General features: G+C 40.5%; 13 protein-coding genes. All 13 read right to left on the reverse strand.

Annotation, left to right across the window (positions count from 1 at the left end):
* Positions 1 to 35 precede the first annotated feature (35 nt).
* Positions 36 to 1,025 carry an isopenicillin N synthase family dioxygenase gene (locus ACWATR_RS23840; protein WP_460337917.1) on the reverse strand — a complete coding sequence of 330 codons (990 nt, stop codon included), beginning with the start codon at positions 1,023 to 1,025 and terminating at the stop codon, positions 36 to 38.
* A 40-nt stretch (positions 1,026 to 1,065) separates the two neighbouring features.
* Positions 1,066 to 2,040: an isopenicillin N synthase family dioxygenase gene (locus tag ACWATR_RS23845; protein ID WP_460337920.1), complete on the reverse strand. Its 975-nt coding sequence runs from the start codon at positions 2,038 to 2,040 to the stop codon at positions 1,066 to 1,068.
* A 79-nt stretch (positions 2,041 to 2,119) separates the two neighbouring features.
* Complete coding sequence (locus ACWATR_RS23850) at positions 2,120 to 3,907, reverse strand: ABC transporter substrate-binding protein (protein ID WP_460337923.1); 1,788 nt, start codon at positions 3,905 to 3,907, stop codon at positions 2,120 to 2,122.
* A gap of 32 nt (positions 3,908 to 3,939) precedes the next feature.
* Positions 3,940 to 4,716, reverse strand: coding sequence for an SDR family NAD(P)-dependent oxidoreductase (locus ACWATR_RS23855; protein ID WP_460337926.1), 777 nt, complete (start codon positions 4,714 to 4,716; stop codon positions 3,940 to 3,942).
* 62 nt (positions 4,717 to 4,778) lie between these two features.
* Positions 4,779 to 9,626 (reverse strand): amino acid adenylation domain-containing protein, encoded by a 4,848-nt coding sequence (locus ACWATR_RS23860; protein ID WP_460337929.1) that lies wholly within the window; start codon positions 9,624 to 9,626, stop codon positions 4,779 to 4,781.
* An 82-nt stretch (positions 9,627 to 9,708) separates the two neighbouring features.
* Positions 9,709 to 10,503 carry an SDR family oxidoreductase gene (locus tag ACWATR_RS23865; RefSeq protein ID WP_460337932.1) on the reverse strand — a complete coding sequence of 265 codons (795 nt, stop codon included), beginning with the start codon at positions 10,501 to 10,503 and terminating at the stop codon, positions 9,709 to 9,711.
* A 13-nt stretch (positions 10,504 to 10,516) separates the two neighbouring features.
* Positions 10,517 to 11,224, reverse strand: a complete 708-nt coding sequence (locus ACWATR_RS23870; RefSeq protein ID WP_460337935.1) for a cupin domain-containing protein — start codon at positions 11,222 to 11,224, stop codon at positions 10,517 to 10,519.
* Positions 11,217 to 11,825, reverse strand: coding sequence for a LysR family transcriptional regulator (locus ACWATR_RS23875; protein WP_460337938.1), 609 nt, complete (start codon positions 11,823 to 11,825; stop codon positions 11,217 to 11,219). The genes ACWATR_RS23870 and ACWATR_RS23875 overlap by 8 nt, the downstream gene beginning before the upstream one ends.
* Positions 11,826 to 11,877: 52 nt before the next feature.
* Complete coding sequence (locus ACWATR_RS23880) at positions 11,878 to 12,783, reverse strand: DMT family transporter (protein WP_460337941.1); 906 nt, start codon at positions 12,781 to 12,783, stop codon at positions 11,878 to 11,880.
* Between the two features lie 60 nt (positions 12,784 to 12,843).
* A complete protein-coding gene (gene fni / locus ACWATR_RS23885; protein WP_460337944.1) occupies positions 12,844 to 13,899 on the reverse strand; it encodes a type 2 isopentenyl-diphosphate Delta-isomerase in 1,056 nt (351 codons plus the stop codon).
* Positions 13,896 to 16,058, reverse strand: a complete 2,163-nt coding sequence (locus ACWATR_RS23890) for a Rieske 2Fe-2S domain-containing protein (protein WP_460337947.1) — start codon at positions 16,056 to 16,058, stop codon at positions 13,896 to 13,898. Before ACWATR_RS23890 ends, fni begins: the two co-directional genes overlap by 4 nt.
* Before the next feature lie 22 nt (positions 16,059 to 16,080).
* Positions 16,081 to 16,659 carry an adenylyl-sulfate kinase gene (gene cysC, locus ACWATR_RS23895; RefSeq protein WP_460337950.1) on the reverse strand — a complete coding sequence of 193 codons (579 nt, stop codon included), beginning with the start codon at positions 16,657 to 16,659 and terminating at the stop codon, positions 16,081 to 16,083.
* 196 nt (positions 16,660 to 16,855) lie between these two features.
* Positions 16,856 to 17,680: a hypothetical protein gene (locus tag ACWATR_RS23900; protein ID WP_460337953.1), complete on the reverse strand. Its 825-nt coding sequence runs from the start codon at positions 17,678 to 17,680 to the stop codon at positions 16,856 to 16,858.
* Between the last annotated feature and the right edge of the window lie 67 nt (positions 17,681 to 17,747).

A 17,747-nucleotide genomic window follows, 5' to 3' on the forward strand; every position in this document is an offset into this window, starting at 1 on the left:
TTTTAATTCACGCAAATGTTCATAGAGAAGGAAGTCTATTTTTTAGAGGAAGTTAAAATTGATGTATTATTATTATTTCTTTGGATGTAAAAATCGCTTGTGAGAATGGGTGGATATTTTGCAGTTTCATTTGCACCTAAACAACTTTCAGGACAGGAGATTTCGGCATCGTTATTAGGAGACGCAAAAAATGCAAATGAGTATCTTGGTTGAATAGATTGGGATGCAAATGGTATTGCAACTTGGTGTTTTGTGGCATAAACTTTATCGTTTGTCCATCGTTGCAAAATTTCTCCTGCCATGACGACAACCGTATCAGGAATCAAAGGAACTGGAACTCGCTCTCCAGTTTTTGTGCAAATTTCTAAACCTTCTACCTCATGCTGAAACACATAAGTAATAGTGTTGCCATCTGTATGTTCTCCCAGGCGAATATTTTGAGCTTGCGAGAGTTGAGATGCACCTGGATAGTGATGTAACCCCACAGCATGATTTTGCTCAGAATGCAATTCAGTAAAATAAGACTTTGGCAGTTTCAAAGCAATAGCTAGAGCTTCAAGAACTTTCAGCGTACTTGCGTGACAAGCTGCGAAGAATTGCAACATCACTTCTTGAAACTCTGGTTGATTTTGTAGCCATTGGTTCGGTTGATGAAAAGGATGATCTAGCCGATCTAATTCCTCTGGATTCATTTCTCTACCAAAGTAAAATTGTTCGCTGAGTATGCTTGACATCCCCACAGGGATATATCCTCGATGACATTTTTCTGTTAAAGCTATCTGTTTCTTCTCTTCTAACGGCAGTGCAAAAAAACTCTTGGCTTGAGCAAATGCTTGAGCGATTAAAGTTTTGGGAACATCATGATTTTTTAGGTAGAAACATCCTATTTCCTGTAAAGCACTGGCGATTTGATGAGCAATTAATTCTTTAGCAATCGTGTCACCTACTAAGAATATCTCGAAGTCAATGACTGGAATCGGTGTTGAAACAATTAATTCTTTTGAAAATTCTTTAGTTGAGTTCATCGTTAAAAATAAGTAAAGTTATCAGTAAAAACAGAAAAATCTATTTTTTTTCCGATGTATAGCTTCCTGTAGCGACTTGATTGATATATTCATGAGTGCGAATTGGTGGATAGTTGGGAGTTGCATTTGCCTTGACGCAATTTTCTAAGCAAGTAATTTCGGCATCGTAATCGGGAGACTCAAAATAGATAATCGAGTACCTGGGTTTACTAGGGAATTTGGCAGGTAGAGGAACTCGATGTTTGGTGGCGGGAAACTTATCGTTTGTCCAGCGCTGCATTAAATCTGCAAGGATAACTAGCACTTTACCAGGGACGAAGGGGGCTGCAATCCATTCTTCAGCATCGTTGCAAACTTCTAATCCAGCTGTCTCATCTTGAAATATTAAGGTGATACTGCCGTAATCTGTATGTTCAGCAAACCGCGTCTCGCCGGGGGAGGGGGGTTGCTGTAGAGATGGATAGTGATTGATGGAGGTGTTGAAGTTGCGTTCTTGATGGAAATCGGTGAAGTAGGACTTTGGTAGTTTTAAGGCGATCGCCAACGCTTGTAAAATACTAAAAGACGCATCACGACAATTTGTAAAAAATTCCAATAGCACTTGGCGAAACTCTTTTTGATCTTGAGGCCATTGATTCGGTTCACCAAACTGCTGATGAGTTATACCCGCTTCTGCTGGCGCAACGTCTAAACCAAAATTGAATGCTTCTAGCAATACCCTCTCTTTCCCACGAGCAACATAGCCTCGACTAGTTCCTGGAGCAAGTTTTACTTGATTTTTCTCCTCCTGTGGTAATGCGAAAAAACTCTGCGCTTGGGCAAAGACTTGCTCAACCAAGGTCTGAGGTACACAATTTTCGAGGTAAAAACAGCCAATTTCTTGAATAGCACACGAGATTTGATTGGCAACTGTTTCTTTAGCAGCAATATCACCAACCATAAATGGATGGAAATCAATAACGGGAATCGGTGTAGAAATAATTAATTGGGGTTCACGTTCTTTGATTGGGTTCATTGGTAAAAAACTCCTTTTTGTAATTTTGCGCGGTATCCAGATCCCCGACTTCTTTAAGAAGTCGGGGATCTAATATTTTTTAATTATTGATAGGATTACTTTTCAATTCATAAATATTCCAAAATGTTCCTTGCAAAGCAGAGTGTTTTACGCCCTGAATGCGATTTCGCATAGACACCATTGATAAGGAATTTACTAGATAAATAAACGGCAAATATTCCTGACTCAACTTTTGAGTTTCTGCATAAATTTGTTTTCGTTGTGCTTCATTTGCGGCTGCACCTTGAATGTAGAGATCATCAATCTTTTGTTCCCAATCTGCTACCTGTTGTTTAGTAATCGGTATTTGTCCGGCTTGGGGTTGGCGGTTAAAAAAATGCCAGTTCCCTTTAGTAGACCAAATATTTATTGCTTCGTTGGGTTCTACTGTCATTGGGAAACCATCAATAATCTGACAATCCCAATCCAGACGATTTGCTAATTTGTCTACAACCAATCCCACTCCAATCAAATTCAAATCTACCTGAATTCCTATCTGGCTCAAATCCTCTTGAATTAAAGGAGCCATGTTTTGCAACACCTTATTACCAACATTAGCGGTAAGCGTAAATCTGACTCGATTCCCATTGCTATCGAATAACTCACCTTGATTGTTGTATCGAAAACCTGCTTTGAGAAGTAATGCTTTTGCCTTCTCTTGGTTATAGTTGTAGACTGGTAAACCTGCTTGCTGAGAAAGATAGTAAGGACTTTGCACTGCGATTGGTGAATTTTGTAGCGCTCCTACGCCTGCAAATAGGTTGTTGACCATACGCGGGCGATTCATGCTATAAGCAACGGCTTGGCGGAATGCTACTGTATTGAACCAGCGAGATTTAATCGGATTAATTAAAGGCTGACCATTTCTTAGCCCTGTATTCAAATTAAACATCATCGCTGTGGTTCCTGTTTGAGAACCACCGTTATAAATTGTGAATTCTCCCCTTTTTTCTTCTCGTTTCAATAATGAAAAATAATTAGGATTTACGTCAATAAAATCAAGCCCTCCAGAACGAAATTGAATTAATGCTGTATCATTATTGCTAACCGTATTTAAAACAATGCGATCGATATAGGGTTGAGTATGATTTTGAGGATCTTTACGCCAGTAATAGGGATTTTTGCGAAAAGTTATCCGCTCACCTAAAATGTATGATTCTAATTTATATGCACCGTTGCTCACAATTTGATTGGGTGGAGTATCTGTTCCCCAGATTGAGAGAAATAGCGGTCTACCTGCGGAGTCTTTTGTGGTGATGCTGGAGCGCAGAATATGAGCAGGTAAAATTTCTAGTTTTGTTGTGCGAATAAAAGGAGCAAAAGGTTCTGGAAGGGTAAATTCAACACGCAAGTTATCCAATTTTTTCACTGTAGGAAAACTGCGATTTTTGCCTATTTGTAAAAAATCTTTGGCATAAGAAGGAATAGCCGGATTCGTGTAAATATCTTTATAAGTAAACACCACATCATCAGCAGTTAGTGGTTTACCATCTGACCATTTCAGTCCTTTTCTCAGTGTAAAAATAATGCGCTTTTGGTCTTCAGAAGTTTGCCACGATCGCGCTAATGCTGGTTTAATTTCTCCTCGACCATTTTCACGAATCAGTCCTTCATAGAGGAAAGTCAAAATTCCGACTCCCTGCTCCATCAACTGAGGGTTAAAGGTGTTGGGTTCGGCAGAACTACTAAGAATGATTTGAGATCCAGCTACTGCTTTGTTGATCAAGTTAGTTTGGACGCAACTAACTAGGACAAACGCCAGGATAAATCCTAGTAGAACTGGCGATCGCCGACGGCGCATAGCAGTAAGTGTGATCAATCTTCGCATAGCTGTACTCTCGGAAACTTCTTTTACCTACCCTACATGGCGCTGTATCCCCCATCCACCATCAAAATTTCCCCCGTCACATAAGAAGCCGCTTCAGACGCGAGAAATATCACTGGGCCGATGAGTTCCTCTGGTTTTCCGCGTCGTTGCATAGGAATCACAGCACTTAGATGTTGCTGATCATCTTGTGGCGATCGCCGAAATGTTTCAGTACCTTCCATAATGTTGTCGATATAGCCAGGCGCAAAAGCATTAACTCGAATCTGGTGATTTGCCCATTCCAGTGCTAGCGATCGCACTAGTAAATTTACCCCTCCTTTCGATGCTGTATAAGCCGCCGAACCACTAATTCCCACTACACCGCCAATAGAAGAGTTCATGATAATTGAGCCGCCTATCCCTTGCTCAATCATTTGTTTTGCAGCTAGTTGGGCGCAGTTGAAGTATCCCTTCAAATTGACGTTGATGATGTTATCCCACTCTAATTCTTCTAAGTCAGCCGCCGATTTGATGATGTCAATGCCGGCATTACACACCATAATGTCAAGCCTGTGATAGTGCGCCAAGGTTTGCTCAATCAGGCGTAAACAATCTTGGCGATTTCTAACATCGGTAGGAATTGCGATCGCTTCGCCTCCAGCCGCTTGAATTATTTGTGCGGTTTTTTCTGCTTCGGTTGCTTTAATATCAGCAACTACAACCTTTGTACCTACAGCTGCTAATCCTTGAGCTATGGATTTACCGATACCTCTTGCAGATCCGGTAATAATGGCGACTTTTCCTGTTAGGTCAAAAAGGGAAGGTTTCACGGTTTTTTAGTCAATTAGTAAGGGTTGTCATTTGTCATTTGTCATTTTTTATTGATAAGAGACTAATTCTCTATTTCTGCCTTTCTTTGTAAATTGCGGATAGTTTCTGCTTGCTCAACTATGGTGGTTTTCTCAAATAAGGAAACTAAGGGTAATTCTATTTGCCAAGCTTTTTGTAATTTATATGTGAGTTGTAGAACCAGAGCAGAATGTCCTCCTAGGTCAAAGAAGTTATCTTGTGTGCTGATATGTTCTAACCATAAAAGTTCTTTCCAAATAGCTAATATGGTTTCTTCAATAGAGTTACTGGGTTCAGTAAATTCATTCTGAAAGTTATTCGCTATTGGTAATTTGTTATTTTGAATTGGTAAACTTTCACCTTCATTTAAAAAGGGAAGTTCTCTCAGACGTTGGTCAGGATTAGTAACTATGTATTCAAGTAAGTTTTGAAAGACTGTTACCATTCTGGCGATAGTAGCAGGTGTAAACAAATCCGTTCTGTAGACTAAAGCGCCTTCAATTCCCTCTGTTGTTTCTTGGAGTGTGAGATTTAAATCAAATTCGGCTGTATCTTTGGTATCTGTGGCAATGAATTCCTCCTTTAAAGTCAAATTTGCTAGTTTTAAATCATCTTCTGGAGTGTTTTGGAAAACAAACATCACCTGCGCTAGTAGTGTGTGACTAGAGTCTCTCATCGGTTGCACTTGTTCTACTAGTTTGATGAAGGGCATTTCTTGATGTGCATACACTCCTAAAGACACTTCTCGCACTCGCCGCAATAGTTCGCGGAAGCTGGGATTGCCTTCTAAGTTGGTGCAGAATGGCAGTAAATGAACAAAGAAACCAATCAGTCCTTCTGTTTCGGGACGGGTACGATTGGCAACTGTTGTACTCACAATGATGTCTGGTTGTCCTGTGTAGCAGAAAAGTAATATTTTGAGTGCTGCTAACAAGGTCATAAATAAAGTTACGCCTTCCTGCTGACTCAAGATTTTGAGTGCTTTGGTTAAGTCTGAAGAAATCACCAAAGGTTGACGCGCACCTGTGAAGGTTCGCACATCTGGGCGTGGATAATCGGTTGGTAGTTTTAAGACTGGAGGATGAACACCTAGATGTTGTTTCCAGAATTGCATTTGTGAGTCTAAGGTTTGCCCCTGCAATAATTGTCTTTGCCAATGTGCAAAGTCTGCATATTGAATGGGTAACTTTGTTAGTGGGGAGGGTTTACCTTGAGAAAAAGCTTCGTAAAGGGTTGCCATTTCTTGGGTTAACACGCTAAAAGACCAACCATCAGCGACAATATGGTGTGTAGTGACAACAAGTAAATGCTCGGTTTCACTTAAACGCCAAAGCTTACTTCGCAATAACGGCCCCCGCGCCAAATCGAAAGGCTGCTTAATATCTTTCTCGGCTTGTCGTTTCGCTTCCGATATGTTTTGTACGTCTATGACAACAAAATCAAATACAGGTTCGGGGGAAATTACATAAACAACTTGTCCGTTTTCAACTTTAAAAGTGGTTCGTAAGGTTTCGTGTCGGCGGACAATTTCTCTTAAACTCTCCTCTAATGCTTTCACATCCAGCGAACCTGTGACGCGATAGACTAGCGGCAGATTGTAAACAGGATTACCAGGATAGAATTGCTCGAAAAACCAAAACTCTAGCTGAGTTAAGGAGATTGGCTGTGTTGCATTTGGCGATCGCAAGGGTACAATTTCCGGCAAAGTTTCTTGTTGTGAAGCCGTTTCGACGGTTTTCGCTAAAGTTGCGATCGCTGGAGATTCAAATAAACTTCGCAGAGATAATTCTACCTTAAATGTTTTGCGTGTCAGAGAAATAACTTGAGTAGCAAGTAATGAATGTCCTCCTAAATTAAAGAAGTTGTCGTAAATTCCAACTTGTTCTACCCCCAAAACATCCCTCCAAATACCCGCCAAAATTTCTTCGGTGGGAGTCCGGGGTGCAACAAAAGTTTGAGCTAATTCTGGTCTGCTGGTCGTCGGTTCGCTCAAAGCGCGACGGTTAACTTTACCATTAGGAGTCAAGGGAAAGGACTCCATCTGCACAAAAGCTGATGGAATCATGTATTCTGGCAACTGGTCTTGAATAAAATTACGCAACTGTTCGATGGTGAGAGTCTGTCCTTGAATTGGTACAAAGTAAGCGACTAAATATTTTTCCCTAGCACTTTGCCCAAACACCTTAGCCACTGCTTGGTTAATTTGGGGATGTTTGCTCAAAACCGCTTCAACTTCACCAAGTTCAACCCGAAAACCCCGGACTTTTACTAAATCGTCTATGCGTCCCAAAAATTCAATGTTGCCATCGCTGAGGTAACGTGCCAAATCTCCAGTCTTATATAATTTTGAATTGTCAAACGGATTTGGAACAAATTTTTGCTCTGTCAAATCTGGGCGGTTGAGGTAGCCACGAGCCAAACCATCACCGCTAACGTAGAGTTCCCCAGGAACGCCAATCGGCACGGGTTGAAGATTGCGGTCTAATAGATAAACTTGCACGTTGACAGCAGGCTTACCAATTGGTGGATAAATTGGCCATTTATCTGGCTCTTGGCTAAAGGTATAAGCTGTAACTAAATCTGCTTCTGTGGGGCCGTATAAATTGTAGAGTCTACAATTCTCCAGACGTTGGAACAGCTTAATCATTGGTTGAGTAATCTGGAGTTGTTCGCCACAAGCGATCGCTTCTCTAATGTTCTTAAATAAATGTTCTTCCTCTCCGTATATTTCTGCTAATTGTTGCCAGAGAGTGACAGGAAGGAAGACTTTGGCAATTTGTTCTTTAGCAAGTAACTGAATTAATTTATCTAAATCCTTGCGATCGCTTTCGCCAATCATATATAGTGTGCCACCCAAACCCCATGCCGCAAACATTTCGTGATAGCTGACATCAAAACTAAGGGAAGCAAACTGAAGAACACCTACACCTGTTGTCATCTTCGCTTGATGGTGTTCTATTAAATTGGTTAGCGATCGATGGGGCACAAGAGTACCTTTAGGAGTTCCTGTAGACCCAGAAGTATAAATTACATACGCTAAATTATCTGCTTCTGTATCTGTCTGAAGATTGATATCAGATTCTTTGGCGATCGCATCCCATCTCTCATCTACCAAAATTAGATGATGATGGAAATGTCCTTCCAGCAATGGCTTTAAACTAGCTTGAGTTAAGACAACGGTTGCACCAGTATCCGCCAACATGAATGCTAACCGTTCTGGAGGATAGGTAGGGTCAAGGGGAATGCAAGCACCGCCAGCTTTGAGGGTTGCTAATATGGCAATTGCCGCTTCTAGAGAGCGTTCTAGACAAATCCCTACAGGTGCATCTGGTTTAATACCCAAATGTTGCAGATGATGTGCTAGTTGATTAGCGCGTTGATTTAACTCTTGGTAGGTCAATTGTTGATTTTCATACACCACCGCCACAGATTCGGGTGTTTTTTCAACTTGCTGCTCAAATAATTGATGGATGCAATCATGGATGGGTTGGGCTGCTTGGGTAGCGTTCCACTGTACTAGCAGTAAATCTTGCTCTGCTGGTGTGAGTAGCGGTAATTCGCCTGGACTGCGATGAGGATTAGTCACAATTTCCTGCAACAGTGTGAGCAAATGACCAATCATCCGGTCAATTGTATCTGCGTCAAAGCGATCGCGATCGTAGTTGATTTTGATTACCAGTTCATCGCTGGGAATTGCCACCACCGTTAAGGGATAATTCGTTTCTCCGAGGGCTTGGCGATCGGCTATTTTTAAATTCCCTGGAAGTGCTTGCAAGGTTAAGTTGACAGGATAGTTCTCAAACACCACAATGCTTTCAAACAAAGGTTGATTCCGAGGAATCTCACTCACGCCTTGAATATCTACCAGTGAGGTGTAAGAATACTGCTCCCGTTCTATATGTTCTTGTTGCAATTGCACTAACCAAGGCAATAAATCAGCTGTTTCAGGGATTTTTACCCGTACAGGTAGGGTATTAATAAACAACCCCACCATCGACTCTACGCCAGATAAATTATGAGGACGACCGGACACTGTAGCCCCAAATACCACATCAGACTCACCACTGTAACGACTAAGTAACAATGCCCAAGCTGCCTGTATCAAGGTAGAAAGGGTCAGATGATGTTGTTGGGCAAAAGATTTTAAAGTAGCAGTTGCCTCGGCTGATAGATGTTGGTGTCGAATATAAATGGTTTGCTGGTGAGCAATTTGCCCTCCAGCTTGTTCCACAACCAAAGGGGTAGCAGCAGTAAAACCATCAAGAGTTCGCCGCCAAAATTCCTCTGCACTAGATAAGTCTTGCTGCTGTAACCAATTAATGTAATCTCGGTAAGAGCGAGTTGGAGCTAAATATAATGGTTGATTATTGGTAATGGACTCGTAAAAAGCAAATATTTCTTTAAAGAGAATCGGCCAACTCCAACCATCGAGCAATATATGATGAAAGCTCCAGACAAAATGATAAGTTTCGTTTGCTAACCGAAATAAAACAAACCGCATCAAGGGAGCTTTGTCAAGTTCAAAACTTTGCTCTTTATCTATATTTAAGAAAGAAATAATTTGTTTTTGTTGTTCCTCGGTTGATAGTAAATGCAAATCCCTGTTAATCCAAGTTAAATTAACCTGTTTACGCACTACTTGGACTGGCTGTTTGCGGTTCTTCCAAACAAAAAGAGTTCGTAACGCTGCGTGTCTCTGTACTACTTGTTGCCAAGCTTGCTCAAACGCACTCTTGTTTAAATCGCCATGAATAGTAAAGCGAAACTGCTCAAAGTATATTCTTGATTCTGGCTGATAGAGAGTATGAAATAGCATCCCCTGCTGCATTGGCGAAAGGGGGTAGATGGCTTCGATATCTTTTGTTTTATTTTGATTTTGTATAGCTACCATTGTTAGATTTTTTATAAAATATATATTTTTAATTAACCGCAGAGGCGCAGAGAGCGCAGAGAGAGAAATGCAATTAAATTACTTAAAAAGCTGCTGTAGATAACCCGCCATCTACTGCAATAGTTACACCTGTTATATAACTAGCGCATTCCGAACTTAAAAAAGCAACTAAATTAGCAACCTCACTAGAAAGACCACGACGACCTATAGGAATTGTGTTATCTATTCCTTCTATAATCGCCTCAATATTTCGGTCTTCCTTTTGGGCGAATACTTCTAAATATTCTCTATGCCTTGGAGTATCAATCAGACCAGGATTGACACAGGTAACTAAAACATTCCACTTAGCAACTTCTGTGGCAACAGTTTTAGTAAAGTTGATTAATGCAGCATTGCACACTCCCGATTTAACAAGACGACTAGAAGGTTCTTTTCCTGATGTGCCAACAATATTGATAATGCGCCCCCATTGCTGATTTTTCATCGTCGGTAGCACCAGATTCGTCATGCGAATATAGCCCATTAACTTGCCTTCAAAAACAGTTGACCAATCTTCATCAGATAGATTTTCTACTGCTTCATTAGAAAATGTAGCTCCCTGAGAATTATTGACCAAGATATCAATTTTGCCAAATTGCTTGAGAGCTTCTTGTACTAGTTTTTGAGAATCACTTGCATTTTGAACATCAGCAACAATGGGGATAACTTTTGCTTGAGAACTAACCAAACCTTGATAAGCTTGTTCTAAACGCTCAGAATTTCTCCCACAAATTATTAACTGACAACCTTCTGCTGCCAGCTTTTGGGCAACGCTATAACCAATACCAGCACTTGCTCCTGTCACTAAAGCTACTTTCTGTGTTAATCCTAAATCCATGATGAATATTCCTTTAAGAAGCAGTTAGCGATCGCGCGGTTATTTCACTTAAAGAAACTTCTTTGTAAGATAAAAGAGAACTAGATTGAATCAAAATTTTAATCAAAGTTACTGCTTCATCAGAGGAATTATATCCTCCACAAAACACATTAACCGGAGCATAATAAATACTACCATATTCTAGTCTTTGCTGTTCGTCTTCCACAGACATCATCAACTGTCCATTCAAGATTATTCCCATTTGTTCGCTAGCAGATTGTTGTATTGGGATAATTCCTCCGGGGGGAATTTCAGTAATCACAATCTCAAACCAAGAAGCAACAATAGATTGACATGGTAAACCAGTAATTTCATCTTTTTTAGGCGATACCTTGAGAAACACTTCGTCTGCTTTTTCTGATGGTAAGGAATTTACGATCCGTTTTACATCGAATACTATTGCTGTTTCTGGAAAAATATTTACAGAACCGTGAGGAACATAAGCATTGGCAATGTAAGCTTGTTGTAGCGGTTCAATAATTTCTTTAGTTCCGTTGACGTTCATTTCTAAACGACCAGAAATTATCATCCCCATCTGACTTTCTAGATGTTCATGTAGTGCAAAATTAGCTCCAGGAGCAAGATACACTAGTTGAACAAGTGTGTCTTGACATTCAAATGCTATTAATTCTACATCTGAACCAATTTTTGTAATTTTGGGAGTTGGGAAAAATTTAGACATGACTTTCTGCTAATTTTTTATAAAAAATTGACCAACTCATAGGGATTTTTCCATAGGTGGAAATAAACTCCAAATCATAAGCATCAACAGCATTTTTATTAGTAATAGCTAGAGTAGCTAAACCCTTTTGTACTTGAATTGCCGCATCGCTAGTAGAAGGAGACAAATCAACCTGAATTTCTGATTGGTCTTCGGAGTCTGGTAAAAGTCTTGACAACAAAGGTAAAGGTGCAGGATGGGTAACAAGTCTAGCTCCTTTAAAAACTACCTCTGTATTTTTCTTCTTAGCTAATCCATAAACTGGAGTAGGATAGATAAAAATGAAACCTAAATCAAAACTTGGCTCCATATAAAACTCATTAATCATTTGGTAAGCATGAGGAACCAGAGCTAGATCAATCTTGTCTTGCAGCAAAGCTTCTTTGACATCTGGAAAACCATCAAATAACTGAATTTCTCCAGTTAATTCTTCTGACTCTAATTGTTTGATTATATAGTTAGAAGCATAGTCGCTACTAGTACCGCTAGGCCCCAATGTACCGATAATCAAACTTTTTGTAGGAGGAATAGGAGGTCGAAATTCAATCGAAAACTTTAGCATCGTTTTAATCAAGGTCGTATAGTAGAAAAAATCAAGTTAAAATTACTAATTTTTAAACACGTTCTGCGCCAAATATTAATTTTCGATCTATATATTGAGACTTACTTTGACTCAAAATCAATGCAGTTAGTACCAAAGCCGTACCAATCAAACCGCGTACTCCAAACTTCTCACCAAGTAGCCAAAAGGAAAAAACGGACGTGAGTACCGGATCGAGGGTACACAATAGCGCCGCCTCGGAAGCTGAAATCCATTGCTGACCTATTGTTTCTAGCCAGGTAGTACCAGCAGTCCCTACCAAAGCGAGGTAGAGGACAATGCCATAGTTATTGTTCAGGGTCTCAAATTGCTCGGTCATCTCTGGCGCTGCCCAGACGATACTTAATACTGCTACAATCCACAGTTGGATGGCAGTGAGGGATAGGGTTGAGTGGCGTTGTGCCGTTTCCTGAAGCACCAGCATATAAACCCCGTAAATGAAGGTTTCAGCAAACAAAAACAAGTCACCCATGCCTAAAGAGCCATTTTCCCAGCACATAATACCAATGCCTGTGAGGGCAACTCCGGCGGCGAGTAGAGTTTTAATCAGCAAGGGCTGACCGAATAACGCTGCCAATAGAGGTACAATAATTACATTTAGGCTGAAAATGAATCCTCCCCGGTTGGCATTGGCAGTTTCCAGCCCGATCGCTTGGAAGGCGAAGCAGGCGAAAAGTAGAAGTCCTAAAACTGTGCCATCACGTAATATTTGAACGTTTAAAGAGCGTAAGTATGGGGTAAATATTGCGGCTGCAACAGTAAAACGGCTGGCGGTGAGTACAGCTGGTGAAAAGCTAGTGACTGCATCTTTGGTCAGTGGGAAGGTTGTCGCCCATATTAGACTGACGATCGCGATCGCAATTATGCCCCGAATGTGGAGGGCGTTTTGCGTTGATTGATTGCAGTCATCTAGTTTCATGTTAAAAGTACCTAAACAGAATTAATTACACACATTGCTTCCCTATTCCCTATTCCCTATTCATATACGTTGCAATGCTCCAGAACTTCTTAGTTCTGCTAAGTTGGCATTGCCAGTACAAAATAAAGCTGTTTCGAGTTCAGCAATCAGAACTTCGACCAACTCATCAACGGCGGCTTCCGATTTGACGGCTGCTTCTAAAAAAGGTCGGGCTAAACCTGCTAAATCGGCTCCTAAAGCGATCGCTTTGGCAACATCCAATCCATTGATTAACCCGCCAGAAGCAATCAAGGGAATTGTCGGCGCGTTCTCCCGGATGGAATTGATGCACTCGACGGTTGGTAAACCCCAATCAGCAAAAGTTTGTCCCAAACGGCGCTGCTTGTTATCTTTGGCGCGTTGGCTTTCTACTTTTGCCCATGAAGTTCCACCTGCGCCGGCGACATCAATAGCTGAAACTCCTGCATCAATTAACTTTTGTGCCATCGCCGCAGAAATTCCATTTCCCACTTCTTTGACAACAACCGGAACAGGTAGTTGCTGACAAAGTTGGGCAATTTTACCCAATAGCCCCCGGAAATTTGTATCTCCCCGTGATTGCACACATTCTTGCAGGGGGTTGAGATGCAAAATTAGTGCATCCGCTTCCAGAGAATCTACAAGGCGTAAGCAATCATCAAGTCCACATCCATAATTTAGTTGCACAGCCCCCAAGTTCGCTAACAACAAAATGTCAGGAGCAAAGGAGCGCACGGCAAAGGTAGAAGCTAAATGAGGCTGTTCAATCACAATTCGTTGCGAACCAACTCCCATTGCTAATCGGTAGCGTTGAGCAACAGTTGCTAAACGAGTGTTGACTAGCTGCGCCAATTCGGTTCCCCCTGTCATGGAAGAAATCAGTAGGGGAGCGCCAAGATTTTTCCCCAGGAAGGTAGTTTGCAGATTAATGTCACTGCGGTTAATTTCCGGCAGACAATCATGAGTAAAGCGATAGCACTCAAATCCATTAGTTACGTGCTGACATTGGACATCTTCTTCTAAGCAGACACGTAGATGGTCGGCTTTGCGAGTCTCAATTTCAGTTACAGCATTGACTGATGGGATAGTGGTAGTCATAATGGTTTCCGTTGACGACGGGTTATTGGTAGTTTGGTGTAAATAGCCTCCTGAAACTTAGCAACATCAAATTCGGCAATACTAAATACTCCGATTTTTTCAAACAGCCGCGAGGAAACGCTGTCTTGACAGATGTAGTTAACGCGAATGTCCTCATGTAACGATTCCAAAAGCAGTTGGATGTTCGCTAGCCGCGCCTCTTCAATGGCTTTACTGTGAGGATCGTTTGGGTCAAGAACATGACCATAACTGCGAACATGAAAACGGCACTCTCTTGGCCCGGCGGGAACTAAGGAAAAAGTTTGGACGTGTTCGGGAAATACGCTCAAAGAAAAAGGCATTGGGATTTCTTCTTGCGCTGACATTGAGCAGAAGGCTGAAAAACATAGCGTTTCGGGCAAAGAATCGTTTTCAGCAGCAAAATCTTGTAATTCCTGCTCACGCTCCCAAGAATGCCGAGCGATCGCTTTGGCGCAATCATAATATTGTCGCTCGATTGGGGTTAAGCTGGGTGAAGCCGGATCGCGCATCGGAATAATCATGCCGTTGATGCCTTCACAATCACTCGACACTCCAAACCGACGAGTTAAACCTTTGTGCATCATGGGAAAGTGGTAATCTTCTAAGAAGTTTTCCCACAACAGTTTGTAATCCACCTCAACATTAATGTCATAGCGACCAACTCCACCAATCGGCTGCATATCTTCCAATTGGTAGGGTTCTAATAACCCAGGTAAATACCAACTATCGGCTAATCTTGAGCCTTCCCAACTAAAGCGAATGAAAATAAATCCATAAAAAATGTCAATATCGATGGGTTCTAAACCGTAGTTGGGTAAACCAAATTTTGGATAGCTTCCCCGTTGTGTGACATCCTGAAGTTTGCCAGCGAACAATTCACCGCTTGCAGTGCGGATGACGTAGGCTCGTTCACCAACAATATCCAGCCAAGTGAAGTTTCCCGGTTGTGGAACTTCGTTGATATGGCAAACAAATTGCCAAGTTGGTTTAATTAAATGCTCAACTTCCAGCGCAAACAATGCTGCATCGCCATAAATCCAGATTGGCAATGCTTGCCTTCTTTCAGATGATTCGGGATATTCTATGTCATCAGCATCAATTTTGGAATACTCAATAGACTTTCCAATGATTTGCTTTTGATCGTCATTGCTGTAAACTCGTTGCAGCACTTCATTTAGTTCTGGGGTTGACCCATCACTATCAACAGTCAGGATAACGTGTTTGAGTTCCGCAATCAATGACTCTAATATTAATTGGTGGCGATCGCTTCTTCCTTCTGAGGTAATCTCTACAATTAGCTGTTTTATATTCTCTTCTAAATAACCAATTCTCAACCAGAGGCGGATTTGTTCTGGAAGTGTGGCGCTTTCTCCATCTGCATAGCCTGGACTCACAGAATTAAGCAGATTTATAATTTCTACCCCGATATTTTGATGGCTTTCAGGTTGTGATTCTTGCTTGAGATGACTATTTTCTGAAAGCTTGGCAAAAATCCCCTGATTTTCATCAATTTTGACCTCAAACTCCTGCAAACTGTAGTTTGTCAAATCAAAATCAGCACCAAACTCTCCTCTATTTGCCCCTGGTGCATTCTTGCAATGACCATCTATACCATAAGCCCATCCATGATAAGGACAAAGAACCGATTTATCTACATTTACACAACCGTGACCTTCAAAGACTGGTGCTTGGCGATGAGTGCAGACATTGAGGAAAACGCGAATCCTTCCATCTGCTTGGCGTACAGCCACTAACGGTTCCTGAAAAACCTGAATAGTAATAAAATCTCCAGGCTTGGGAATTTCTGCCGCGCCACAAATAAAATACCAGTTTTTCTCTAGTTCCGATGGTTCAACAAAGATTGAACGAATAATTTTAGCAGTAAAGTAATTATAAACAGTTTTAATATTGACTTCTGACTGATTTTGTTGGTTATATTCAGTAACTCCATTTACTAAATATTTATAAATATCTTCAACAGTAGGATTGCCTTTTGCTGATAATAAATCGGTGATAAAACTAGTCCATCCTACCTCATTATTCTTTGCAAGATTATTTCCCACAGCAACAAGCAAATATTGTTGTCGTCCCACTTCAACAAAAAGTTTACACAGTTCCTTTTCTTTCACTAAAGTCATTTCAGCTTTTCCTAATCGATCATCATATTCGGGAGTAATTGTTATGGAATTGTGGCAACAATAAAGAATTGATGTACCCTAAATCTTCTAATTTAGTCAAAATTTTATTTGCGCTTTGGGAAATACTTTCTTGATTAGTTTTGCATTCAACATCAGGTTCAAGAGGTATTTCATATAAATCATCAATTCCAGTGAAATTTTTGATTTCGCCAGCCCTGGCTCTTTTATACAAACCTTTGACATCTCGTTGTTCACAAACTTCTAATGGGGCATTGACGTATACTTCAATAAAATCCCCAATCTGTTTTTTAACTTCTTCTCGAATTGCTCGATATGGCGAGATAACAGAAACCAATACTATCACATTATTTCTAGTTAGCAGGTTAGCTACAAAACCAATTCGCCGAATATTTTCGTCTCGATCCTCCTTGCTGAAAGTTAATCCTTTACTTAACTTTTGGCGAACTACATCGCCGTCTAGTACTTCAATTTTATATCCTTGCGATCGCAGTTCTGTCTCCAAAAATTGACAGATGGTAGTTTTACCAGCACCACTCAAACCAGTTAGCCATATTGTTACACCACGCTGTTGTTCCACCATTCTACCCTGACATTTTTACTAAACTGCTGGCCTAAAAAAGTGTGTTTTCCGAGTTTTAATCCTCCTTTTTCAAAATAGTATACATCAGCAAGAAGCTCATCTATTTTTCAAGCGTCCTGAAGAAGCTGCTAATAACTAATAGTATAGATAAATTAATAATTAGCAATTAACTATTAGTCATTAGCAATAGTGAATATTAATTTTCCAGAATTGGTTCAGGAATGACTGGTACTGGATGGTCTAGACGATAGGCATTCCAGGGTTTGAGGAAAGAATCTCGCTTCATGCCAGAAAATCGTCCTAACTGTTTATGAAATAGACTTTCATAAAAATCTAACTCTTTCTTTAAGAAATAAGGGGCTTTTTCTCCATAAACTTTCACGAACATTCTGTAGGTATTATAATGTTTAGCTGCTACATCATCTGAATAAAACATCAGGTCATCTTCAATGTCATTTAAAACTTCCAGAGGCCACATCAGCCTTAATTCTTCATTTAATTCATCTTCTGGGTAATTTAAACCTAACATTTTTAACAAAGTACAATGTAAAATCCGATAATCAGAAGAACGTAATTCAGCCGCTTTTTTAATCATTCCATGAGTGACATGAGAGGCTGCTAATAGTTGAGTTTCTAATTCAAAATATTCTTCCAACTTCTGCATATACAATTCAACCTGACAATGCTTGAGATTATACTCTTCTAAAACAGCCAAGATCATTTCTTGCTTAGAACGCCAAGGAGAGTGTTGTAGTGTTCCATAGCCTTCACCTTGAAGTTTTTCAACTTCATCATCGGTTTGATAAACCAGAGCTTCAATAAAACCTAAGATGGGATAAAACCGAAAGAAGTCATTCATTGAGAGGTTATAAATGGGAAAATAATAAAGTACAAATTCTCTCAATACTCTGCTAGACCGACGCATACTTTGATAAGAAATGCAGGAGATTTTGGAAGCAAGTTTATTAACTAAAACTCCTGAATCACGCGCGGTTGTGAGTGTAGCTTTCGAGATTGTCATAAATAATGAATATGGTTGGTGTGAAAAATTCAAACAAAGGACAAAGTGAGGAAACGTCTTCTCTTAA

This window comes from Nostoc sp. UIC 10890 (assembly GCF_054786515.1).